The organism is Sphingobium sp. CFD-2 (assembly GCF_024611135.1).
Taxonomy (GTDB): Bacteria; Pseudomonadota; Alphaproteobacteria; order Sphingomonadales; family Sphingomonadaceae; genus Sphingobium; species Sphingobium fuliginis.
Map to the genome: position 1 here is coordinate 1,331,065 of NZ_CP084405.1, position 23,837 is coordinate 1,354,901.

Annotated in this window: 20 protein-coding genes; 14 read left to right on the plus strand and 6 right to left on the minus strand. The window is 62.6% G+C overall.

All coding sequences use genetic code 11. The features are described 5' to 3' along the window. The first annotated feature begins 88 nt into the window (after positions 1-88). The 11 genes from LDB29_RS06480 (at position 89) to LDB29_RS06530 (ending at position 15,571) form a co-directional block, all read left to right on the plus strand. Positions 89-2,770 (plus strand): LuxR C-terminal-related transcriptional regulator, encoded by a 2,682-nt coding sequence (locus tag LDB29_RS06480; RefSeq protein WP_235600745.1) that lies wholly within the window; start codon positions 89-91, stop codon positions 2,768-2,770. Positions 2,771-2,853: 83 nt separating this feature from the next. Further along, a complete protein-coding gene (locus tag LDB29_RS06485; protein WP_044662268.1) occupies positions 2,854-3,783 on the plus strand; it encodes a 3-keto-5-aminohexanoate cleavage protein in 930 nt (309 codons plus the stop codon). Further along, complete coding sequence (locus LDB29_RS06490) at positions 3,783-4,877, plus strand: CaiB/BaiF CoA-transferase family protein (RefSeq protein ID WP_044662269.1); 1,095 nt, start codon at positions 3,783-3,785, stop codon at positions 4,875-4,877. The genes LDB29_RS06485 and LDB29_RS06490 overlap by 1 nt, the downstream gene beginning before the upstream one ends. 288 nt (positions 4,878-5,165) lie before the next feature. Then, positions 5,166-7,547: a TonB-dependent receptor gene (locus tag LDB29_RS06495; protein WP_044662270.1), complete on the plus strand. Its 2,382-nt coding sequence runs from the start codon at positions 5,166-5,168 to the stop codon at positions 7,545-7,547. A gap of 100 nt (positions 7,548-7,647) precedes the next feature. Beyond that, positions 7,648-8,655: an LLM class flavin-dependent oxidoreductase gene (locus LDB29_RS06500; protein WP_044662271.1), complete on the plus strand. Its 1,008-nt coding sequence runs from the start codon at positions 7,648-7,650 to the stop codon at positions 8,653-8,655. Continuing rightward, positions 8,652-10,991 (plus strand): 5-amino-6-(D-ribitylamino)uracil--L-tyrosine 4-hydroxyphenyl transferase CofH, encoded by a 2,340-nt coding sequence (gene cofH, locus LDB29_RS06505; RefSeq protein ID WP_044662272.1) that lies wholly within the window; start codon positions 8,652-8,654, stop codon positions 10,989-10,991. Before LDB29_RS06500 ends, cofH begins: the two co-directional genes overlap by 4 nt. Positions 10,992-11,034: 43 nt before the next feature. Then, a complete protein-coding gene (npdG, locus tag LDB29_RS06510; protein WP_044662273.1) occupies positions 11,035-11,691 on the plus strand; it encodes an NADPH-dependent F420 reductase in 657 nt (218 codons plus the stop codon). Positions 11,692-11,701: 10 nt separating this feature from the next. Continuing rightward, on the plus strand, positions 11,702-11,854 hold the full coding sequence (locus tag LDB29_RS06515; RefSeq protein WP_235600746.1) for a coenzyme F420-0:L-glutamate ligase: 153 nt from the start codon (positions 11,702-11,704) through the stop codon (positions 11,852-11,854). Positions 11,855-12,140: 286 nt separating this feature from the next. Next, a complete protein-coding gene (locus LDB29_RS06520; protein WP_235600747.1) occupies positions 12,141-12,527 on the plus strand; it encodes a 2-phospho-L-lactate transferase CofD family protein in 387 nt (128 codons plus the stop codon). A gap of 393 nt (positions 12,528-12,920) precedes the next feature. After that, complete coding sequence (locus tag LDB29_RS06525; protein WP_044662274.1) at positions 12,921-13,841, plus strand: TIGR03619 family F420-dependent LLM class oxidoreductase; 921 nt, start codon at positions 12,921-12,923, stop codon at positions 13,839-13,841. A 74-nt stretch (positions 13,842-13,915) separates the two neighbouring features. Then, complete coding sequence (locus LDB29_RS06530) at positions 13,916-15,571, plus strand: FAD-dependent oxidoreductase (RefSeq protein ID WP_044662275.1); 1,656 nt, start codon at positions 13,916-13,918, stop codon at positions 15,569-15,571. 94 nt (positions 15,572-15,665) lie between these two features. On the opposite strand, the gene LDB29_RS06535 is transcribed toward LDB29_RS06530, so the two are convergent. Genes LDB29_RS06535 through LDB29_RS06545 form a run of 3 tightly spaced genes read right to left on the minus strand, consistent with a single transcriptional unit; the run spans position 15,666 to position 18,828 of the window. Continuing rightward, positions 15,666-16,742, minus strand: a complete 1,077-nt coding sequence (locus LDB29_RS06535) for an LLM class flavin-dependent oxidoreductase (RefSeq protein WP_044663146.1) — start codon at positions 16,740-16,742, stop codon at positions 15,666-15,668. Positions 16,743-16,801: 59 nt separating this feature from the next. Then, positions 16,802-17,875, minus strand: a complete 1,074-nt coding sequence (locus LDB29_RS06540; RefSeq protein WP_044662276.1) for an aromatic ring-hydroxylating dioxygenase subunit alpha — start codon at positions 17,873-17,875, stop codon at positions 16,802-16,804. A gap of 14 nt (positions 17,876-17,889) precedes the next feature. After that, a complete protein-coding gene (locus LDB29_RS06545) occupies positions 17,890-18,828 on the minus strand; it encodes a Rieske (2Fe-2S) protein (RefSeq protein ID WP_044662277.1) in 939 nt (312 codons plus the stop codon). A gap of 78 nt (positions 18,829-18,906) precedes the next feature. On the opposite strand from LDB29_RS06545, the gene LDB29_RS06550 reads away from it, so the two are divergent. Next, positions 18,907-19,560 (plus strand): TetR/AcrR family transcriptional regulator, encoded by a 654-nt coding sequence (locus LDB29_RS06550; RefSeq protein ID WP_235600748.1) that lies wholly within the window; start codon positions 18,907-18,909, stop codon positions 19,558-19,560. 32 nt (positions 19,561-19,592) lie between these two features. Here the strand turns inward: LDB29_RS06550 and LDB29_RS06555 are convergent, their stop codons facing one another. From LDB29_RS06555 to LDB29_RS06565, 3 genes are all read right to left on the minus strand, one after another. Further along, a complete protein-coding gene (locus LDB29_RS06555; RefSeq protein WP_009823722.1) occupies positions 19,593-20,096 on the minus strand; it encodes an ester cyclase in 504 nt (167 codons plus the stop codon). 38 nt (positions 20,097-20,134) lie between these two features. After that, a complete protein-coding gene (locus LDB29_RS06560; protein WP_044662279.1) occupies positions 20,135-20,452 on the minus strand; it encodes a 2Fe-2S iron-sulfur cluster-binding protein in 318 nt (105 codons plus the stop codon). Between the two features lie 89 nt (positions 20,453-20,541). Continuing rightward, entirely contained in the window at positions 20,542-21,858 is a 1,317-nt protein-coding gene (locus LDB29_RS06565) for a sulfotransferase (RefSeq protein WP_235600749.1), read from the minus strand. Positions 21,859-21,982: 124 nt separating this feature from the next. Here LDB29_RS06565 and LDB29_RS06570 point away from each other — a divergent pair, with 124 nt between their 5' ends. After that, the gene (locus LDB29_RS06570) at positions 21,983-22,861 is read left to right on the plus strand and encodes an AraC family transcriptional regulator (RefSeq protein ID WP_044662281.1); all 879 of its coding nucleotides are present in this window, start codon (positions 21,983-21,985) and stop codon (positions 22,859-22,861) included. 121 nt (positions 22,862-22,982) lie between these two features. Then, positions 22,983-23,774, plus strand: a complete 792-nt coding sequence (locus LDB29_RS06575; RefSeq protein ID WP_044662282.1) for an SDR family NAD(P)-dependent oxidoreductase — start codon at positions 22,983-22,985, stop codon at positions 23,772-23,774. Positions 23,775-23,837 lie beyond the last annotated feature (63 nt).

Sequence of the window (23,837 nt, forward strand, 5' to 3'; positions counted from 1 at the left end):
GGAAAAAGGGATTGCGTTATAGATTCATCGCGCAGAATATATTTCGCATAACAAACGAATCGCGCCACCCGCGCTAGGAGAGAAGAGCATGACCGTTGTGCCCACAGCTATCTTGCCGCCGCGTTCGACTCATATGCCGATCCGGCGTGCTGCATTGGTGGCGCTGACGGAAAGAGTGGCGCAGTCGCGCATGACCGTGGTGTCTGCGCCGGCTGGGAGCGGAAAAACGACCGCAATGCTGTTCTGGGCGGATGAACTCAGGGCGCAGGGGCGCCCCGTTTTGTGGCTCGCGGCAAGGGCCGGCATTGAAAGCAAGCGGTCATTCCTCCAGGCGCTCAAGGCCGCAGGTATTGCGGCCGGTATGCCCTGGGATGCACTGGACAGTAACGCGTCTGACGCAAGCTGGCTATCCGTGCTTGCGACGATGGGCAGTGTAAGGCCGGTTATCATCGTTGACGACGCGCAACTTCTGGCGAAACCGATTCTGGAATTCCTGGCGCAACTATCATCGAGCGCGCGCGACGCATTGACGATCATCATCGCCGCACGCGGGACGGTCGGCCTGTCGCTGGCGCGTATGCGTGCGCTCGGATTTCTGGTCGAAGTGGGCGTCGCCGATCTGTCCTTCACCTTGGCGGAAGCGACGGAACTGGTCACGCGGTCAATCGGGACGCCGGTGGATTCGCGAGACCTTCAGGACATTGTGGGCGATACCCAAGGCTGGGTTTCCGGTATCGTTATTGCCTGCGATCTCTATCGCCGCACCAGCGACAGCGCGGTCAAGCTCCGGCTGACTGGCCTGCGCCCCGAATTTGCCGAGTATTTTCATGATGAAGTGTTAAGTTTGCAACCGGACGACGTCCGCCGCTTCCTCGTCGACACTTCGATCCTCGATGAATTGACGCCTTCCGCCTGCGCCGCGGTAACCGGCGACGAAAATGCGCGCGCGATGCTGGACCATGTCTTTCGTGAAGGCTTGTTTCTGAACGCGATTGATCAGGAACATAGCCGCTATGCCTATCACCGGCTGTTCCGCGAAATGGTGTTGGGCCGGCTGATCGATCGGGCACCGGACCGCGCTGCCGTCATGCATCGACGGGCGAGCGAATATTTTGCCGAAGCCGGCCAGCTTGCCCTGGCGATCGAACATGCGCGGCTGAGCGGGGACAAGGCGTTTCTCGCCGACCAGTTGGATCGCTTGGCCGAGGGGCTGACCTATTCGGGCTATCTCTACCGCATCGACGAACTCGGCGCGGAACTGCCCTGGCCGATCCTGGCCGAACGGCCTAATCTGCTCCTGGCTCTGGCCTGGAGACGCATCCGCCAACTGGCCTTTTCATCGGCTGACAGGCTGATTTCCGCTGCGCGGCAGGCCTATGAAGCGAAGCGCGAGGCCCAGTCCCTGCCCGCGCACGAAATTGAGCAACTGGACCTGCTGATCCGCCATCGCTTCGTCATGCTTGCGGCGGCGCGAGACGACATGGTCAGGGTCGAGGCCGATTCGGAGCCGCTGCTCGCCGAACTGGCCGACAGCCATGCCTATCTCAGCTGCACCTTGCTGGCGCAGCTCATGTCGGCGCGGCGCGAACTTTATCATTTTCAGGACATGCTCAAGCTGGAGGCGGAAACCAGCCGCGCTCTGTCGCGTCCCGGCTCGGCCTTCGCATCCATCGCCCTGAAGGCCTCGGTCGCGCCGACCATGATGGCGCAGGGCAAGATTCCCTTGGCGCGACGCTTTCTGGAAGAGGCCTTCGCGTTAGCTGTTGAAATCCATGGCGCAGGTTCCGGTCTGGCCGCGCTGCCCGCGTTGCCGTTGGCCGAACTTCTTTATGATGCAGGCGACCTTGAACAGGCGGCGGAACTGGCGGACCAGTATCTGCCAGTCGTGCGGCAATGGGGATTTTCCGATCAGATGGCGTCCGGCTATTTGGTCAGCGCGCGCCTGCGGGCGGCAAGGGGCGATCTGCCCAGCGCGCTTTCGACGCTTAACGATGCCCATCTCGTGGCGATCGAATGCGGGCTTGATCGTCTGCGCTCCTTCATCGTGGCCGAAGAGGTGCGGCTTTTGATCAAGGCGGGGCAGATCGACGAGGCGGAGCAGCATTTCCTGGCGGGCGATCCGCAACTGGACGGCGAACCCATTCCCACCCTGCACCCGACGCGGCGCAATGAGAATATCGCGATCGCCTGGCTCAGGATCGAGATGCAGCGCCATCGGCTGGGCCGAGCGCGCAAGGTCGCCTATCGGTGGCTGGAATTCGTCAAACGCGCGGGAGCGGTCCGGTCCGCCGTGATCTTCGAATTGCTGCTGGCGGAAATCGCGGTGCTTCAGGGCAACCGGTCCGAGGCGCGCAGGGCCGTTCGCGCTGCCGTAGAGATGGCCGAACCGGCCGGCTGGGTGCGGGTCTTCGTCGATGAGGGGGAAGTCATCGCGTCTCTCATCATCGAAGCCTATTCGCAGGGGCCGGAACTGGAAACGCCCGCTGATCGCTTCGCCGTCCGCCTTGTGTCGATGCTGCGGCGGGGACCGCAGATCGAAGCGGATGAAGAAGAGGAGGATGATTTCGGCCTGACCGGGCGCCTCGCCAACCGGGAAGTCGACATTTTAACGATGGTGAGCGGAGGCCTGCGCAACCGGGAAATCGGCGACCGTCTCGGCCTGACCGAAGGCACCGTCAAATGGTATATGCAGCAAATCTACGACAAGCTGGGCGTGCGCCGTCGGCCGCAGGCGGTTCTGCGGGCGCGGCAGCTCGGCATCTTGCCCTGAAGCGCGCGCCGCTTCCTATCGAAGGATAGATTGCGCCGTTCGCGCAACCTGCGACCGGCGCAATCTGCGCGAAAGGAAATATCATGGCAAAACGCAAGGTCATCATCAGCTGCGCGATTACAGGCGCAATCCACACGCCCTCGATGTCGCCCTATCTGCCCGTGACGGCGGAGGAGATTGCGGCATCGGCGGTCGGCGCGGCGGAGGCGGGCGCCGCTATCATCCATCTCCATGCGCGCAATCCCGTCGATGGGCGCCCGGACCAGAATCCCGACCTGTTCGAACCTTTCCTTAAGGTCATCAGGCAGCGTACCGACGCCGTATTGAACCTGACTACGGGCGGGCACCCCTCCATGACGGTGCAGGAACGGATTCGTCCCGCCCAGACTTTCGCGCCGGAAGTGGCCAGCCTCAATATGGGGACTATGGGCTTTGGTCTGTTCCCGATGCTGGATCGCTACAAGTCGTTCAAGCATGACTGGGAACCCGCCGCGCTCGAAGCATCGCGCGACCTGGTGTTCAAGAACACCTATGCCGACATCGAACATCTACTGACCACCTTGTCGCCGCTGGGCACGCGCTTCGAATTCGAATGCTATGACACCAGCCATCTCTATAATCTGAAATATTTTCTCGATCGCGGCCTCGTCAAGGCGCCGTTGTTCATCCAGACCTGCTTCGGCATATTGGGCGGCATCGGCAGCCACCCCGACGATATCATGCATATGAAGCGGACGGCCGACCGGCTGTTCGGCGATCAATATGAATGGTCCGTGCTGGGGGCCGGCGCGCGCCAGATGAGCATTGTCGCGATGGCGGCATCCATGGGTGGTAATGTCCGTATCGGTCTGGAGGATTCGCTGTGGGGCGGCCCGGGTAGGCTCGCCGAGACCAATGCGGAGCAGGTGAAGACTGCGCGGCAGATCGTTGAAGGCATGGGTCTTGAAATCGCCACGCCCGATGAGGCGCGCGCCATGCTGGACCTCAAGGGCGCGGACCGGACGAATATCTGATGACGGAAAAAAGCGGGCCGCTGGCCGGTATTCGCCTGCTGGAGATCGACGCGATCGGCCCCGTACCGCTCGCGGCGATGCTGTTGGCCGATATGGGCGCCGAGATCGTCCGCATCGCCCGGCCGCCATCGGCCGCGGCGGGAGATTGGGATGATGTCGGTGGGGACATCCTGCACCGCAGCCGGGTCGTGACCTATCTGGATCTCAAGCAGAACGCGGATCGCGAACAGTTGCTCGCATTGATCGAGCGGGCGGACGGGCTGATCGAGGGATACAGGCCCGGCGTCATGGAACGCCTCGGCGTCGGTCCCGATGTCTGCCTGGCGCGCAATCCGCGGTTCGTGTTCGGACGAATGACAGGCTGGGGCCAGTCCGGGCCGCTTGCGCTGCGGGCGGGCCATGACATCAATTATCTGTCGATCACCGGCGCGCTCCACGCGATGGGAGAGCGACAGGGTACGCCGCCAGTGCCGCTCAATTTGGTGGGCGATTATGGCGGTGGCGCCATGTTCCTGATCTTCGGTCTGTTGAGCGCATTGCTGGCGGCGCAACGGACGGGCCGGGGGCAGGTCGTCGACGCCTGTATCACGGACGGCGTCGCGTCGTTGATGAGCCTGTTCTACGCATGGCAGCCCAAGGGTTTGTGGGAAGATGCGCCCGGCTCCAATCTGCTGGACGGTGCGGCACCCTTCTACCGCTGTTATGAATGCGCGGACGGACGGCATGTCGCGGTGGGATGTCTGGAACCGAAATTCTTTGCCCAGATGGTGGACGGATTGGGTCTCTCCGACAAATGTTATGACCAGAACGACCGTGAAGGCTGGTCCGCGATGCAGGTTGAATTTGCCGCGGCATTTCTGACCAGGAGCCGGGATGAGTGGGCCGCTCTGTTTGCTGCGAGCGACGCTTGCGTGACGCCGGTTCTGTCAATGGAGGAAGCGCCCCGGCACGCGCATAATGAAGCGCGGGGGACTTTCGTACGGCGTCATGGAGTGGTCCAGCCATCGCCGGCGCCCCGCTTGTCCCTCGACGCGGGTGTCATTGGCGAGCCGTCCGTCGCGCCCGCCGCGGACCTGATCGCGGCTTGGTCTTAAGGCGCGGATCGCGCCAGGACAGCGGCATTCACCTCCGTAGGAAACTTGCTTGGATCAGGGCGGGGCGTTCGCCGGGTCGCTTGCCGTGTCGAACGGCAAGACCGGTGCGCGGCGGCTTGTCGCGCCGCTGCGGCGCAAATGCCACATCGAGACCAATTATGTCTGATCCATATAAATCCTGTCCAGCGATAGGTGGTAAATCGCGACCAATGTCGATTTTGCCACACGCGATCAGGCCTGCGTTACGCGCAGGTCGCACCGAAAAATTGGTTAAATGGGAGGATTTTTATGCGATTGACCGCACTGAAGTTGGCATTGGTTGCGAGCGCCGCAGCGGTGGCATTTCCCTCATGGGCGCAGTCCGTCGCTTCGGCCGCGCCGCAGGCGGATGGTGCGAATGCCGGTGACATAGTTGTCACGGCTCGCCGCCGGGAAGAACGACTGCAGGACGTTTCGGTTTCCATTTCCGCTTTTTCATCAGAGGCGCTGGAACGCAGCACCGTCCAGACGGTAAGCGACGTCAAGACGATCGCGCCCGGCTTCACCTTCTCGTCCGAAGGGGGCAAGGACAATGTCGCGCTGACCCTGCGCGGCATCGGCCAGTTGCCCCTGGGCGAGGTGACGCCCGGCGTCGTCATCTATCTCAACGACACCCCTTTGCCGTCGGTCGGCTCGAACGTCCCGACCTATGACATTGGCAGCATTCAGGTGCTCAAGGGGCCGCAGGGCACGCTGTTCGGCCGCAACACTTTGGGCGGCGCGGTCGTGATCGGCAGCCAGAAGCCGAGCTACGCCTTCGAAGGCTATGTTGAGGGCACCTATGGACGCTTCGATTATCGCGAACTGGAAGGCGCGGTGAATATCCCGATCATCGAGGACAAGGTCGCTTTCCGCGCTGCAGGCCAGATCCGTCGTCAGGACCCCCGAACGATCGCCTTCGACGGCGGTCCGGGATTCGACAATATCCATCAGGACGCCTACCGTCTCTCGCTGCTGGTCGAGCCGTTCGAGGGCCTCAAGAGCACCACCATCTATGAATATTTCAAAGGCGACGAACTCGCTGGCGGTCTCTATTTGCTGCGCGAGAATTTCCCCTTTGCGGTGCTGGGTCTGGGCGTCGTCGAACCACAGGTGCAGGCGGCTTTGCAGGCACAGAAAGCCAATCGCCGCGGGTCGTTCGACGGCGGCATCAACGGCGGCGCGGCCTATCGCAAGACCACGTCGATCACCAATGATACCTCCTTCAGCTTCGGCGATCTGACGCTACGCAACATTTTCGGCTACCGGAAGAATTACAGCTATCAGTTGATCAACACCGGCGGGCTGCCGCAACTGCAAATTCCCACGGGTCTGCCATCTCCCGCGCCCTCGGCCGTGCCGTTTACCCTGTTCACGGCGTCTTCCGTGCTGGATCGGCAATATCTGACGAATGAAACCCAGTTGCTGGGCGATTTTGGCTCGTTCAACTTCATCGTCGGCGCCTTCTATAATAATGATAAGCCCGACGGCCCCAGTGGATCGCAGTTCACGGCATTTTCGGTGGGCGGAGTCCCGGCGCCTGCGGTGACAGCCCACGTCCGCAACAAGAACTGGGCGGTCTATGGTCAGATCGGGTATGAATTCACCGACAAGCTGAAGCTCAATCTCGGCGCGCGCTACAGCTGGGACAAGGTGTCGGCCTGCGGCGGCACCATCGGCACGACCTATGTCGACGAATCCACCTGCCTCAGCACGGCCGCCCTGGGTCTGGCCGACGGCGTCGGCACCGTATCCAACAAGGGCGAGGAGCCGAGCTGGACCATCGGCCTCGACTATAAGGCGACCCCGGACTGGCTACTCTATATCGTGTCGCGGCGGGGCTATCGGGGCGTCAATGTGAACACGCCGCTGTTCGAAACGCCCTTTACCACGGGCGGCACGAATCCGGCCTGCGTGGCGACCGGAGGCGTCTGCGCAGACCTTCGTCCCTTCCAGAAGACGGGGGAGGAAACAATCACCGACGTGGAGATCGGCTCCAAATATGACTATCATGTCGGGTCCGCACGTGGGCGCCTGAATCTGGCCGCCTATTACAGCAAATATAAGAATGCGCTTCAGTTCCTGAATACGCAGACGACTGTCCCGAACGGCGCGCCGGATTCGCCGACCAACGGCTCCCTGGCCGCCAATGTCGCCGATCTGCGGATCTGGGGCGTCGAACTGGAGGCGTCCATCAGCCCCGTGCGCAGCCTCACCGTCGGTTTCAATGCCGCCTATACCAATGTGAAGGTGGAAAGCCTGACCGTTCCCGCAGGACTGCCTTCGACCATCGTGCTGGGCGAGGGCCAGATCAACAAATATTCGCCCAGTTTCTCCGGCACGGCCAGCGTGAGCTGGACCCTGCCGATTCGCCCGGCTGACGGCGATGTGGTGGTCAACGCCGACCTGTTCATGACCGACGATTTTGGCGGTCAGAATGGCGAAAAGCTGCCGGGTTACCAACTCGCCAACGCGCGTCTGGACTGGCGTGGAATAGGCGGCACGGGCCTTGATCTGGGCATTTATGTGAAGAACCTCTTCAACGAGAAATATTTCTCGGCTTCCAGCGTTCTTCTGCCGTCCTTCCCAACCAGTTCGGTCTATGCCGGCGATCCGCGGACGTGGGGCATCACGGCCAAATATACGTTCTGACGCGCCCGTGAGAGGGGAGGGGTGAGCGACCTGGCCGCCTCCCCCCTCTACAAGGACAGGTTTGCAGCGAGACGGCAGGGCGTAGGAAGTTCCGGAGAGGATGACCATGAAGCTGGGCATATGCAGCATGTGGGGGGACCGGCTGGACGGATTTCGCGAAGAGGTCCGTCTTGCCGCCGATCTCGGTTTTGAGCTGATCAGCGTGGGCGATTCGCCGGCGGGTTGGCACGAACTCTATGTGTCGCTGACGCTCGCTGCGCTTGACGCGCCGAAGGCGACTTTGGCGCCGCTGGTTACCTCGCCTTTCATGCGGCATCCGCTGGTGACGGCCTCCGCCCTCAGCACTATCGACGATCTCTCTGGCGGGCGCGTGGCGCTAGGCCTGGCGACTGGCGGTAGCACGGTCATGGCGATCGGCCGGTCGCCCGCGACGCAGCGAGAGATCCGCACGGAACTGGCTGTGTTGCGGGACCTGTTCGCCGGACGGCCGACGCAGATGAACGGCGCGCAGATCACGCCGCTTCGTTTCGCCCGCCCGATTCCGATCTATTATTCCGCTTTCGGTCCCAAGGCGCTGGCGCTGGCGGGCGAACAGGCCGACGGCGTCATATTGTTCGCGGGCGAACGCCATCTCGACGCGCTGAAGGACCGGATCGACACCGTCCGGGCCGCGGCGCAGGCGGCGGGCCGCGATCCCCTGTCGATCGATATCTGGGTCGTTTCCTTCGCCTCGATCCGCCCCACCCGGGCCGAGGCCATAGACGATCTCAAGGCGTTCATCGTCGTCAACGGCATGGCCTTCCGCACGCCCGAAACCCTGGCGCGTGTCCCGACGCAGTTTCGCGGCAAGATCGACGCCTTGCACGCGCGCTATGATCCGACCGAGCATGTGGTCGTGGGCGGCAGGAATGTGGCCCTGATGGAGGAATTGGGTTTGACCGAGTTTCTGGCGGACTTCGATACGCTGGCGGGACCGGTCGATGCGGCGGTGGACATGTTGCGGCGCATGGAGGCGATGGGCGTCTCGACCTTCATCGCGGCCTTGCCCGGGCACGCCGCGCCGCTAGAAACCATTCGCGGGCTTGCCCAAGCGCGGAGTATGATGTGACACTGGATCTACTGCATCTCAGCGAAGACGAAGCGGCGGGCATAGCGACGGTGCTGCGATCCCGGTCGCTTGACGACATGATGGCGACGGCGGAGGCGATGACGGTGGCGGCGCATGGCCATCGCGTGACCTATTCCCGCAAGGTTTTCATTCCCCTCACCAAATTGTGCCGCGACGTGTGCCACTATTGCACCTTCGCCACCACGCCGGCCCGCGCGGGTGATGCCTATCTTGGCAGAGACGAGGTTCTGGCCATCGCCCGCGCGGGCGCGGGCGCCGGTTGCCGGGAAGCCCTCTTCACGCTCGGCGATCGGCCGGAGGCCCGCTATGCCGCTGCGCGCGAAGCGCTCGCGGGGCTTGGGCATGACTCGACCCTGTCCTATCTGGCCGAAATGGCGGAACTGGTGTTCCGCGAGACGGGCTTGCTGCCGCATCTCAATCCCGGTCTGATGAACAGCGAGGACTATGCGCAGTTACGGCCTCATGCCGCCTCCATGGGAATCATGCTGGAAAGCAGCTCGAATCGTTTGTGCGTGCGCGGCGCCCCGCATTTCGGCTCGCCCGACAAGCAACCGGCCCTGCGATTGGCTGCCATCGAAGATGCGGGACGCGCGCGCGTGCCGTTCACGACCGGCCTGCTGATCGGTATCGGCGAAACCCGCGACGATCAGGTGGAGGCGCTGGTCGCCATTCGCGATCTGCATCGCCGCTACGGGCATATTCAGGAAGTCATCATCCAGAATTTCCGGGCAAAGCCGGGAACGCGCATGGCGGATCATGCCGAACCGTCGCTCGACGATCATCTCTGGGCCATCGCCGCCGCGCGGATCATCCTGGGGCCTGAGATGACGATCCAGGCGCCGCCCAATCTCCACGATCGCGTCGATCTGACGCCGCTGATCCGGGCCGGCGTCAATGACTGGGGCGGGGTGTCCCCCGTGACGCCCGATCATGTGAACCCGGAGGCGCCCTGGCCGCATCTGGAGATATTGGAGGACGCTACCAAAGCCGCAGGCCACATATTGATGCAGCGGCTCGCCATCGGCCCGCGTCATGCCCTTGCCGCGCGGAATTGGGCTGCGCCAGCCATCGCCACCCAGATCCTGCGCGCCATCGACGGGCGGGGCTTGCCCAAGGTGGACGAATGGTCCGCGGGACATGGCGATCCCGCGCCCGACATCATGGTGATGGAGCCGGTTCTCGCCTCCCGATCGATCCTGTCCATCCTTGACGCTGCGGAGGAGGGTGAACGGCTGAGCGAATCGGACATTGTGACCCTGTTCGATGCCGAACAGGATGATTTCGCCGCCATCGTCGACCGGGCCGACCGGTTGCGGCGGCAGGCCGTGGGCGACACGCTGACCTATGCGGTCAACCGCAACATCAACTATACCAATATCTGCCTCTATAAATGCGGCTTCTGCGCCTTTTCCAAGGGCAGCACCAAGGCCATGCGCGGTCCGGCCTACAGGCTCGATATGGAAGAGGTCGGACGCCGTGCGGCCGAAGCCTGGGATCGCGGTGCGACCGAAGTCTGCCTGCAGGGCGGGATTCATCCCGATTATGACGGGCATACCTATCTCAATGTCCTCAAGACGGTGCGCGAGGCCGCGCCGGATATCCATATCCATGCCTTTTCGCCGCTCGAAGTGACGCATGGCGCCCGCACGCTCGGCCTGCCGCTGGAGGATTATCTGGCGCGGCTTAAGGAAGCGGGGCTGTCCACGCTGCCCGGTACGGCGGCGGAGATACTGGACCCCGAAGTTCGCGATATCATCTGCCCGGACAAGGTGACAGCGGACGAATGGATCGAGGTGATGCGCGTGGCCCATGGGGTGGGCCTGCGCAGCACGGCCACGATCATGTTCGGCCATGTCGAGGAATATAAGCATTGGGCGCGCCATCTGCTGCGCATTCGCGGATTGCAGGAGGAGACGGGCGGCTTCACCGAATTCGTGCCGCTGCCCTTCGTCCATATGGAATCGCCGATATGGCGCAAAGGGCTGGCGCGATCGGGGCCGAGCTATCGCGAAGCGGTGCTGATGCACGCCGTGGCGCGCATCGTGCTGCATCCGGTGATCCCCAATATCCAGGTGTCCTGGGTGAAGATGGGGCCGGAGGGAGCCGCGGCGATTCTGAAGGCGGGCGCCAATGACATGGGCGGTACGCTGATGGATGAATCGATCACCAGGGCTGCCGGCGGCGTCAACGGGCAGGAATTCGGCCCCAGGGAAATGCAGGCCCTGGCGGCATCTGTCGGGCGACCTGTGCGCCAACGCACCACGCTTTACGAGCCGGTGCGACCTCGTCGCGCCGTCTTGGCTGAACCATCGTGAACGATCTGCCACATCGTTCGCCAGTTCCATTGAAGGACAATATATGACTCTTCCCGCCATTGCCGTCGTCGGCGGCACCGGTAATCTGGGCGCTGCGATCGCCTGGCGGCTGGCGCGTGCCGGCTATCCCGTGACGATCGGATCGCGCAACGCCGAAAGCGCGGAAAAGGCCGCCGCGGAATTGGGGCATGGCCTGCGGGCTGGCGCCAATGTGGATGTCGTCGCGAATGCGGACATCATCATCGTGACGGTGCCCTTTGGCGCGCAGGAGGCGACGCTTCGCGACATCGCACCGCATGTCGTTGGCAAGTTGGTCGTGGATACGACCGTTCCCCTCGTTCCGCCCAAGGTGATGCGGGTCCAGTTGCCCGATGAAGGCTCCGCCGCCCAAAAGGCGCAGGCGGTGCTGGGAGAGGGCGTGACACTCGTGTCCGCGTTCCACAATGTCGCCGCGCACAAGCTGGCCAAAGACATCGATGTCGGCTGCGACGTGCTGGTCTTCGGCGACGACAAGGATGCCCGGAGTCGCATCGTGGCGCTGGCCGATGCCATGGGATTGAGGGGACTCCACGGCGGCGCGCTTGTAAACTCGGCGGCCGCTGAAGCACTCACGTCGATCCTCATTTTCATGAACAAGACCTATAAGGTTGACGGCGCGGGCATCCGTATCACAGGAGATTTGATCCCGCCCGAGGCTTGAGGTGTATTCGATGATCGAAATCGTACCGTTGACCGGAATTGGGAAGGTCAAACCGGGCGATGATCTGGCGGACATCCTGCATGTGGCGTTGGACCGGTGCCGTGTCGAACCCCGCGCCGGCGACCTCCTGGTCGTGACGCAAAAGATCGTGTCCAAGGCATAGGGCGGTTTATGTCCCTGGCTGACGTAGAGCCCGTGAAGAGGCGCGGCGCCTGGCCAATATCACGCGCAAGGATGCGCGGTTGGCGCAACTGGTGCTGGATAAGGCGAAAGCTGGAGCTTCATGGCGGCCCTTCGCGAATTAGGCGGGGAGGACTGGTTTCAGCTCGGCGACGGCGACTTGGCGCTCCATGTGGCGCGGACCCATGCCGTGACGCGGAGGGCGATGTCTGTCGCAGATCACGGCGCGATTTGCCGACCAATGGGGCATCGCCACTCGGATACTGCCCATGAGCGACCAGGCGGTAGCCACGATATTGGATACGGCCCAGGGACGGCTGGAGTTTCAACGCTATTTCGTCGAACAGCGTTGCGCGCCGGCCGTGCGGCACATCATGTTCGAGGGCGCGACGCACGCCGTTCCAGCCCCCGGCGTCTTTGATGCTATCGAGTCGGCCGACGCGATATTGTTCGCTCCATCCAACCCATTTCTCAGTATCGATCCGTTGCTCGCGGTGCCCGGCATAGGCTCGGCGATCAAACAGACGAAGGCACCCCTCATCGCCGTGTCTCCGCTCGTTGGCGGCACGGCGGTCAAGGGCCCAACCGCCAAGCTGATGCAGGAATTGAGCATGGCGGTCGATAATGATAGCATCGCACGGCATTATGCGGGCTGATAACCGCCATCTTGATCGATGGCGGAGACCGTTGCGAGCCCCCGGACATCGTCGTTGGGCGTTGCACGACCCTGATGACGACCCAGGGTGACAAGATTCGCATGGCGGTGGCGTCGGCGATGGCCGCGCGAGGCATGACCTGTCTGTCCGATGTGAATGCGATCAATTCCTTATATCTTCTTGCGCCGACGGAAGTATCCGAATGGCCGTCGCATTGGTTGCCCGACAGCGGCAGAGGCCTTAATCCAGAGTTGGAGGGCGCGCGCTTCATAATATGTTTTGGGCAGGGCAAGACTGAAATCTTGACCTGCGCTATCCTTCCCAAGGGAAGGTGTGGTCGAAACGATCCCGGCCATTCTGCCAGCCAATCTGGAAATCAGGGAGGATCGGTCGATGAAACTGAACGTGGGCGTGCCCAACAGCATGCATGTCGCGGCTATGACGCAAGCTTGGGAATATAGCCTGACCGGGGACGACATCGGACAGGCGATGGCGACGGCCGATCGACTGGGCTTCAACAAGTGCATGTTGGGTGAACATTTCATCATTCCGCAGGAGCATATTGGCCTGTCGGGCGACCATTATGTCCATGGCACGGTTGCCCTCTCCTTTCTGGCCGGCCGCACCAAGACGATGAAATTAAGTTCTTCGGTGTCGATCCTGCCGCTGCAGAGTCCGATCGTCCAGGCCAAGGCCTGGTCGACCCTCGACTGGCTGAGCGGCGGACGGGCCACGGCCCTGTTCGGGGTCGGCTGGCTGAAGGAAGAGTTCGACATGCTGAATGTCGATTTCCACCAGCGCGGACGCATGGCCGATGAGTATATCGCCGCGATCATCGAATTGTGGACGTCGGAAAAGCCCGAATTCGAAGGCGAATTCGTTCAGTTCAGGAATGTCGGTTTCGCGCCCAAGCCGGTGCAGCAGCCGCGCTTGCCGATCTGGCTTGGGGGCGACGCCGAACCGGTGCTCAGGCGGGTTGCGAAATTCGGCGATGGCTGGTCGCCCTTCCGCACTCCACCGGAAAAATTCCCCGAATGCCTCGATTTCATCCGTTCGCAGCCGGAATATGACGGGCGGCCGATCGACCTGTTCTTTGCGCTGGAAATGCTCAATGTCGGCGCCCATCATGAGATCATGGACGACCCGCGCGCGCCCGGAACGCGGGATGCGCAAAAGGTCATCGATCAGGTGGGCTGGCTGAAGGAGTTGGGGGTCAATGAAACCATCGTTCCGCTGCCGCCGGGGATATCCGGGCTGACCGAATATCTCGATCGGCTCCAGTGGGTGGCCGAGGAAATCATGCCCAAAATCTGAAACCTGCCGGGGGAAAGTCGCGGACGGCTGCGCTTTTTCCCCCAGGATATCGAAAGAAGGATCGGGAGGACGTGATGGTCCAATATGATGTTGTGGTGGTCGGATCGGGCGCGGCCGGGATGACGGCGGCGATCAGGGCCGCGTCTGCCGGGCTGTCGGTTCTCGTGCTGGAAAAGGCCGAACATTTCGGCGGTACGACATCGGTTTCGGGCGGCGGCATCTGGATCCCCGACAGCCCGCAGGCCAGGGCGGCCGGTGTCCAAGACAGTCGCGCCGTGGCGCGCCAATATGTGCTGGACGTCATCGGACCGACGGCCGATCCCGCGCTGATCGACGCTTATCTCGATGCCGGTCCGGAGATGGTGGAATGGCTGGACCAGAACAGCCAGGTGCATTTCCTGCTCTCGCCGCCCAGCAGCGACTGGTATCCGGAAGTCCCCGGCGCGGCCGATCATGGCCGCCTGCTTTCGCCGCAGGAATATGACGGCAAGAAGCTGGGCGATCATTTCGCCGATCTTCGTCCAGCGCGCGAAGAGTTCAACGCGCCGGGCGGCTTCATGATCGATCTGTTCGATCTCCCCTATCTGGCCGAAATGCCCTCACCCAAGTCGCTGTTCCATTTCGGCAAGCTGGCCGCGAAATTCGGCCTGGATAAGGTTCGTCGCTATCCGCGCGGCACGCGGCTGACCATGGGCAATGCGCTGGCGGCGCGGCTGATCCGGTCGGCGATCGATGCCGGCGTCACGCTCCGCAAGGATGCGGCCGTCGACCGGCTGCTGGTGAAGGCCGGCCGGGTGACCGGCGTGCGCGTCAATGGTGAGGAAATTGACGCAAGGGTGGGTGTTCTTCTGGCGTCCGGCGGTTTTTCGGCCAGCGAGCAGTTGCGCAAGGCGTATATTCCATATGCCGAGGAGCATGTCTCGATCCTCCCCTATGAAAATACCGGCGACGGGATGAATATGGGGCTGGAGGCCGGGGCTTCGCTGGACGGCGACAATCTGGTCAATGCCGTCTGGGCCGTCGTGTCGAAGATGACGCGGCCAGACGGCTATGTCGCGCGCTACGCCCATCTGATCGACATGTCGAAGCCCGGCTGCATCGCGGTCGATGCCAAGGGCGAGCGGTTCGGGAACGAGGCTTCGGTCCATTTCGTGGAGGCCATGCACAAGAGCGGCACCGTGCCCGCCCACATCATCGGCGACGCCGCCTTCATCAAGAAATATGGCATGGGCATGGTCTATCCCGGCGGTGGCGGCCTGAAAAAGCTGATCGCGGCGGGCTATGTCACGGAAGCGCCCAGCCTGCGCGAACTGGCCGGCAAGATCGGGGTCGATGCCGATGGCCTGTTGGCGACGGTAGCGAAGATGAACCGCTATGCCGAGACCGGCAAGGATCCGGATTTCGGCAAGGGCGACACGCAGATCGACATCGAGATCGGCGATCCCAAGCACAAGCCCAACCCGTGCCTGGGCCGGGTGGAAACCGCGCCCTTCTATGCCATCAAAATCCATCCGGGCGACGGGTCGACGACCGTGGGCCTCAAGATCGACGCGCAGTGCCGCGTGATCGGCACCGATGGCGCGCCGGTGGAGGGATTGTTCGCCGCAGGACTCGACGCCAATTCCATTTGGCGCGGCAAGTCGCCGGCCCACGGCTGCAATGTCGGCCCGGCCATGGTGACCGGATTCATCGCGGGCAAAGCCATGGCCGAGTCACTGGTGCCGGCCTGACCCTTTTTGAATGAGGCGAAACGGCAGAAGCCGGGATCGGGTTATCCCTGATCCCGGCTTCTGCCGTTTCAATTTCTGAGATGGCTGTGGGCTGCTACGCCGGTTCGGCAACCATGCCCGCCCGCGTCCGGGCGGTCGCCACCAGCTTGAACAGGCCCGCATTATAGTCGGTCAACTGCTCCATGGTCAGGTCCCGATAGGGCGTCATCGGGCAAAGCGAATCCACAACATCCCAGAACGGCTCGATCTTTTCGAGCACTTCGTCCACCGGCCCGCAGGTCACGAAGGCTTCGACCATATCGTCGGAAACATTGCCGATGACCTTGCCGATATCGCCATGCTCGCCCAGGCTGAGCTGGCAGGCGCGGGCCTGATCGCCGAAGCCGATCGCCTCGAAGAAGGGCTCATATTCCTTGTAGCCCGAATAGGCCGCAACGGTGGCGCGGCTGTCGTCGATCGCCCTCTGCTTGTCGTCATTGACCGCGATCCACGGCCAGGCGTTGATTTCGATATCCCCGCGCTTGCGGCCATATTGGGCCAGCGTGTCGGTGATGAAAGGCAGGCGGCTCTTGGTATAGGCTGCCGACCAGAGGGCATGGACCATCAGGCCGTCGCCGACCTCCAGCGCCAGCGCGGTCATCTTGTCCTGCAGCGCTGCGATCCAGATCGGGATTTCCTCCCGCACCGGCGGGGCGGTCAGCATCATTTCCTCGAAATCGGCGGAGAAATATTCCCCTGCGACCGGATCGAGCCCCTTATGCGCGTTGGCGATGACGTAGCGGATGACCTTGACGCTTTCGCGCAGGTGCGACAGCAGCTTGCGTTCCGGCTCCCCATACATGCCCGTGACGCAGCTCTTGATGCTGGAGCCCAGCCCCAGCACGAAACGGCCATTGGAAATGCGATCGACGTCCATCGCCGCATAGGCGGTCTCCACCGGACTGCGCGTTCCCGCGATGGCGACGCCCGTGCCGACCTTCAGGCTGTTTGTCAGTGCGGCGGTGGCGGCCATCGGCACGAAGGGCGGCCCGTAAATCTGCAGCGAAAAGCAGCCCTCGAAACCCGCCTGTTCCATCTGCTGGCCGATACCCGCCATGGCGGGGGCTGGCAGGGTAGGCATGACGGCCCACCAGCGGCGTTCGCCGCCGACGGCATTGACGAGCGTGGACATGGCGTCTCCGAAAAGAAAAAAGAGCGGACGCTGCCGTCCGCCCATGGGGAGAGATCAGATCAGAACTGGAACAGTTCCTTGCGCAGGCCAATGATGTCGCTGCAATCGGCGCTGACATTGTCACGATAGGCGAAATCGCCATTCGCCTGCCGGTCCGCAAGCTCCATCATCGCCATGCGATAGCGCTGCCCAGCCTGGTCGAACTTGCTGTGCAGGTCCTTGCGGTCGGTATGGCGCATGTAGCGCGGGCTTTGCGGGGACGTCATGTAGCTGTCCTGCCGCGACACCTTGTAGCCTGCCTTGGGCATGACATGACGGAACATCAGTCCCGCGTTGGACGTGTTCATGACCATTTCCATCCGCGTGCGGTCCCGCGTTTCAGGCGTGCAGGGGTGGAACAGCGGCACATCGTCGCCGGGGCTGAACCGGCCATAGGCGATGGCGCAGTGCGAACGCAGATAGATGCGGATCACCTGCCGCACATTCTGGGTCGGCTGCTTGATGCCGCTGAAAAACTTCATCACCGGCGCGACCGACTTGTTGACGCAGGTGCGGACCATCGTGACGGTCTCGCTGTCGTAGAAGGTTTCCACTGTCTCGCTGTCCGACCGTTCGTCGCCGACGACATCGGCGTGCAGGAAGTCGGCATGGGTCAGGTCGATCAGATTTTCCAGGCTGATCGGCGCTGAGCTTTCGAAACGGACGGTCGCGGTCATGTGGCGCGGCAGCCCCCCCTTGGGCGGGAGGAAGGGCAGGCTGGGCAAATGGCGGGGATCGGCGGCCAGCGGATTGCCGAACCATACCCAGACGACGCCATAATGTTCCATAACCGGATAGCGGCCCTGGGCGTTGGTGAACTCGCTCTTGTCGCGGGCGATTCGCTCATTGGGATGGAACTCGCTCGCCACGGCGACGCCATTGTCGCGCCACAGGAAGATGGGGTGTGAATAGACGGCGCGACGGACGGGCTTGCCGGTCACGGAATAATCATGCGCTACCGGAAACCAGCTGTCGCGCATCACCAGATTATGCGGCACCCAGCGGTTGATGGCATTCAGCGCGATCGGGCTGCCACCCGATGGCGCGGCGGAAATATCGTCGTGCGAGACGGGACGATCGGCGGTTTCGAGCATCTTCAAATCCTCCTTCAGGCCGCTACGGTCTGATCGTGGGGCGCGGGCGTGGTTTCCAGCATCACCTTGCGCAAATCCTCGCCGTGCAGCGAGACGGTGGGCTTGGTGGCGCGCAATTTCGATCCGTCGACCGACGCGAGCACCGACAGCGGATTGATACCGCGCAGCACGGCGCCGCGCACGCCTGGACGGCGCACGCCCAGTTCGGCCCGCCAGCGGACGGCTGTCACCCCCCGCGCCGAGGGCACGGGCGATAGGACGGCGTGGAGCAGATCGTTGAATTGGTCGTCGCGCAGTGTCAGTTGCGTTTCGCCGGTCAGCGGATGGGTGCGCGTCAGCAGGGTGAGCGGGAATTCGGCCACGAAATGGGACGGCCAGTGCAGCGGATGCCATTGGCAGTTGCGCTCCATCACCAGCAGGCCGTTTTCCTCGTGCAATTCCGACATCAGATAGGGGCTGAAGCGGACGCCGCGGATCGACAGGATCAGGCTGGGGTCATCATAGAGAGCGTTCAGATATTCCTGATGGCTGCAACTGACGTTGACAGTGCCGACATAGGTATATTTCGGGTCGGCGCTGAGCGGTGCCTGCGCCTTGGGATTGAGGCAGACCCGCACGAAGCCGGCCTGTTCGGTCACCGCAAAGGCATTGGCCTTGTAGATCGGCGGGAATTTCTGCTGATCCTTCATGTTCGGGATTTCTTTGAGGCGCCCCGTCTCGCCGTCATAGCTCCAGCCATGATAGCCGCACTGGATCTGGCCATTGTCCCGGATGCAGCCGAGCGACAGAGGCGCGCGACGATGCGGGCAGCGATCCTCCAGCGCGCGGGCGATACCCTGATTGTCGCGCCACAGCACGACTGGCTGATCGCCGATGTCGACGGACAGGGGCTTTTGAGAGGTCACTTCCTCGGACCGTGCGACAGCCCACCAAAGATCAGAATCGAGACTCATAGCGCTATCCACTCTCCTTTCCATTAAATTGACGGATGACAATTTATATGTCAACGTCTTTTCGCTATGGATTTGCTGATGCTCGATCGCCCCCAGCGCACACGCGGTCGCCCCGCGCTCAATGCCGCCCAAGCCGTGGACGAGGACAAGTTACTGGGTCTGGCCTTCGCGACCTTCGCGGAACGCGGCTATGAGGGTACGACGCTGCGTGATCTGTCGAAGCGGCTGGGGGTCAGTCACAATCTCCTGAATGTCCGTTTTGGCCGGAAGGAAGATTTGTGGGTACGCGCGGTCGACTGGCGGATGGCGCAGGCCTCGCCCTTCGTCGAAGCCGCCTTTGACGAACCGGCCGATCCGGAAGTTCGGCTGCGCCATCTGATCCAGCGTTTCTGCCTCTGGGCGACGAACAATGGCGATATCGTGTCGCTGACCAATGTGGAAGGTTGCCGTTCGACCTGGCGGCTGGATCATATCGTCGAACATTTCGTGCTGCCGTTCCAGAAACGGCTCGACGGCCTGCTCGACGCGGTGCGGCTCCAGCGGCCGGTTCATGGCTTGTCGACGGCCGCATTGATGGCGCTGCTGGTGCAGGGGGTCGGCTATTATTTCTGCGCCGTGCCGATGCAGGAACGGCTGGGGGCTGGGCGGGAAGTGGATGATGTCCATGCCGCCGAACATGCGGACAGGCTGGCCGCCTTCCTGCTCGCTGCCCTCCTTCCGCCGGTCGCCTGACCGGAGCGGAAGAAGAACAGTAGCACATCCGTTTACTTGTAGGGATCGACCGGCTGGGGGACTTCCACCACGCCGATGTCTTTCAGCATGGTCAGCACGTCGGAAATGCTGAAGATGCTGACGATCTTGTCGTCCTTGAACTTGACGATCGAGAACCAGTTAACCTGAAACTCGTTGCCGGTCGGCTGCACGCCCATATAGGGACCGCCGACATGCTTGCAGTAGTGGGTGGCGTAGATCCAGATCTCGTCGTCGCCCTTGCCCACCGCGTCGATGGTCTTGTAGGCGGCGGGGAAGAAGGTCTTGTAGAGCGCGACCGGCGAGGTCTTCCACTCTTCATAGGTGCCCAGATCCGGCCGGTTGGGGTTGCCGTACCGGAAATCGGGATGGAAAAACCGATCCATGCCGTCAAAATCGCCGGCGTTCAGGGTTTCCTGCAGGTCGGTCCAATGCTTGACCATCTGCTTCTGCTTGTCGGTCAGTACGGTCGAATCCGACACGTCCAGCTGTTCACGAATATCTTCTTTCCAGGCCACGATAGTCCTCTCTCATACATTCAGGATTGGTGTTGTGCTCAGTCTTCAGGAGCGATGGTGATCGTAAGGCCCGACAGGGCTTCCGTCATCATGACCTGACAGGACAGGCGTGAATAGTCGTTGCGGTGCGGCGATCCATCCAGCAGATCGCTTTCGTCGTCCGATACCGGGGGCAGGGATTGAGCGAAGGCCGGGTCGACATAGACATGGCATGTCGCGCAGGAACAGCAGCCGCCACACAGCGCCAGCAACTCATCGAAACCGGAATCTCTTATGGCTTCCATTACCGAGGTATCGGCGGATGCATTGATCGTCTGCTGTGCGCCGTCACGGGTAATGACATTCAATTCGGGCATGGCATTCCTCTGGTGGAATCGAAAGTAATGCCCCTGCTAATCAGGGTGCGCGGATTTCCATCCTGTCGAAAGGCAGGTTGTGAGATGGGCTATTTCACCTCGACCTGCACCGGGAACCGATCGAAATAGAAAGCGAAAGGGCGGCGCAACTCCTCGCCGGTCACACGGAAATCGCGCTCCAAATCGTAAACGATCTTGCCCTTGGCCTGCTCGCCATGTTCGGCCAGATAGTCGTGCAGGTCGGCCAGAGCCTCATCGGTCAGCGGGATGCCGGCAATGCGATAAATCTCTTTCAGAATCGGATCGGGATTTTTGATCCAGTCATGAAAATAGACGTCGATCGTCTGGTCGGGGGGCAGGATGTCGCGATCCCGCACGCAGGCGCGGAGCAGCTTTTCATAGCGGTCGGGCCAGTAGCCGAGCGGCTCCTGAATATCGATCGTCTTGCGGAACATGCGCGCCGCATAGCTGTACATGGTGAGCTGGGACCGGATCGACCCGACCGGATCGCGATGGGTCAGGACGAAGGTGGCGTCGGGAAAGGTCTTATAGAGGGCGGGCAACTGCTCCATATGCTGGGGGCATTTGATGACCCAGCGGTTCGGTCCGTTCAGGAAGGTCAGGACCTGGAGGCCCTTCTTCAGATAGGCATAGGTGCCCGACTGGTCGTGGCTCAGATAATAGTCCCGCCAGCGCGGCACACGCGCCAGCCACTCGATCAGATAGGAGGAGAAATCGACCGCCTGAAGCTCGATATCCTCGCTGATATGATCGGGCGAAAATTCGTGCATGATCGCCATATAGGGCAGGATGGATTCCATCATCCGCCAGCCCTGTTCGGCCTTGGTCCAGCGCGGATTGCTATCCTCTTCCGTCGGGGTTTCGTCCGGGGCGGGAACCGGCGCGATCGCTTCCCACCAGGGCAACGAGCGGAAGCGGCGGTCTGCCGACAGCAGGCCGAGCAGATGCGTCGTGCCCGATCGGGGAAGGCCCGCGACGATGATCGGCCGGTCGATCTGAATGTCCAATATCTCCGGGTGGCGCTTCACTATGTCCTCGATTCGCAGGCGCGTCGCGGCAAAGCGGATCATCATCTGGAACAGATTGGCGCGCGTGACCGCAGAGGCGTTGGCATCCTCGTCCACCGCCTGGCACCAGACGGCCAGCCGTTCGCGAAAATCCTCCGCGCCGAAATCCGACAGCCCGGTCTGCGCCTGCGCTGCGGCCAGGATGACCTCCGGCTTCAGGACGATCTGGTCCGCCGCCGCCTCGGCCCCGGCGATCACCTGCTTCTGGACATCGGTCAGCACGGGGTGATGCAGGTCGGTAATGTCGATGATGTTCCGGCGCGCGGCCTCTTCCTGCCCGGCACTGCCCATGTCGCTCTCCTCTTTTCGATGCGCCATCTAAAAGCGCGGACCCTTTCTTCCGCAAGGTGCGCAGCCATCGCCGCCGCGCCAAATACTCCGCAAAAGCGCCATGCTAGGCAGCGATGGCGTCGCGGCAGGCGAAACTGTTCGGAGAGGTTGGATGCACGCTGTTTCCCACGTCTATGATCTGCCCGTCACGCCGGCCATGGAATGCACGGTCCGGGGTCGGATCGCGCTGCCCGGCGTGGTGATGGAATTGCATCATTATCGCTTCCGCGGCCAGCAGGGCGGGGTCTTTTCGTCGCCGCGCAGCTTTCTCGATCTTGCGCTATCCCCTCGCCCGGGTCGTCCTTGCGGCGGTTATGGCGGGATGGAACAGGGCAGGGCCAGCGCCCTGGGCGACGTGCTGTTCGTTCCGGCGCGAAGCGAACTGCATACCGAGTGGGGCGAGGGTGAGCAGACATCCATATGCTGCGGCTTCGACGGGATGGGCTTCGATCATGACGGGCCGGACCTGTCGAGCGACGCATTGCAGGCTTCGCTCGACGTGCGCAGTCCGACTGTGCGCGAGGCGCTGCGGCGTATCGCCGGCGAGATTGCGCAACCCGGCTTTTGCAGCGAGATGCTAACGCAGGCGATATGGCTTCAGGCTGCGATCGAATTGCAGCGCTATCTGCGTGGTTCGGCGCGCGATGGCGGAACGGGAGGAGGCGGCATGTCCCGAACCCAGCTTCAACGCATCGAGGATCGCGTCGAACAGCCGGGGAAACCCCCGTCCGTCGCCGAACTGGCGGCCGAATGCGGCCTTTCCACCCGCCATTTCTTCCGCCAGTTCAAGATCGCCACGGGACAGACGCTCACCCGCTACGTCGCCGACCGCAAGATCGGCCGGGCGAAGCAGTTGCTGCGTCAGGCCGGTCCGGCGATCAAGGTCATCGCCTGGGATTGCGGCTTCGACAGCGCGGCCGCCTTTTCGGCGGCCTTCCGCAAGGCGACCGGACTGACGCCGCGGCAATTCCGAGAGGGCGTGATGCATTGAAGCCAGGGCCGTTTCGCGATGGCATTGGCACGATCGCGAAACTGGGGCCGCTTGTTCATCGGCCCGGTCGCCAGCAATGTTGCGCCAAAGCGCCGCCGCCGTTCGAGCGGCCATCGGGAGAATGGACGTGCCGGAAAATCTGTTCGATCTGAGCGGCAAGGTGGCGCTGATCACGGGCGCCAATTCGGGGCTGGGTTTCGGCTTTGCCCGCGGTCTTGCCCGTGCCGGCAGCGACGTCGTCCTCTGGGGACGGCGCGCCGACAAGAATGAAGAGGCGGCGGCCGCATTGCGCGCGCATGGGGTGCGGGTCTTCGCCGATGTCGTCGATGTGTCCAGCGAGCCCGCGATCGTCGCCGGCTTCGCCCGCGCGCTCGATGCCATGGGCCGGGTCGACACGGTGGTCGCCAATGCCGGCGTCGCCAGCCGGGTGCCGTTCACCGACATGGACGTCGCCACCTATCGCAAGCTGATCGACGTCAATCTCGATGGCGCCGTCTTCACCCTGCGGGAGGGTGCGCGGCACATGAAGGCGCGCGCGGAAGCCGGCGACCCGGGCGGTTCGCTGATCATCTGCGGCAGCGGCTCGATCTTCCAGGGCGTGCCGACCATGGCGCATTACGGCATCGCCAAGGGCGCGCTCAACGCCCTTGGCAAGGCGCTGGCGGCCGAACTCGGTCCGATCGGCGTGCGCTGCAACGTCATCGCGCCGGGTTTCATCGAAACCGAAATGACATTTGCCGATCCGGAGGTCGGCAGGATGATCGCAGACGTGGTCGCAGCGAAGGCCCCGCTCGGGCGGGCGGGCAAGCCGTCCGATCTGGAAGGCGCGGTCGTCTATCTCGCGAGCGATATGGCGGCCTACCACACCGGCGACACGCTGGTCGTGGACGGCGGCAAGATGTCCGCCAACTGACCAAACGGCAGGTGCCGCGCCGGGCTTTTACGGCCTGACTGTCGATATTAGCAGGAGATATGC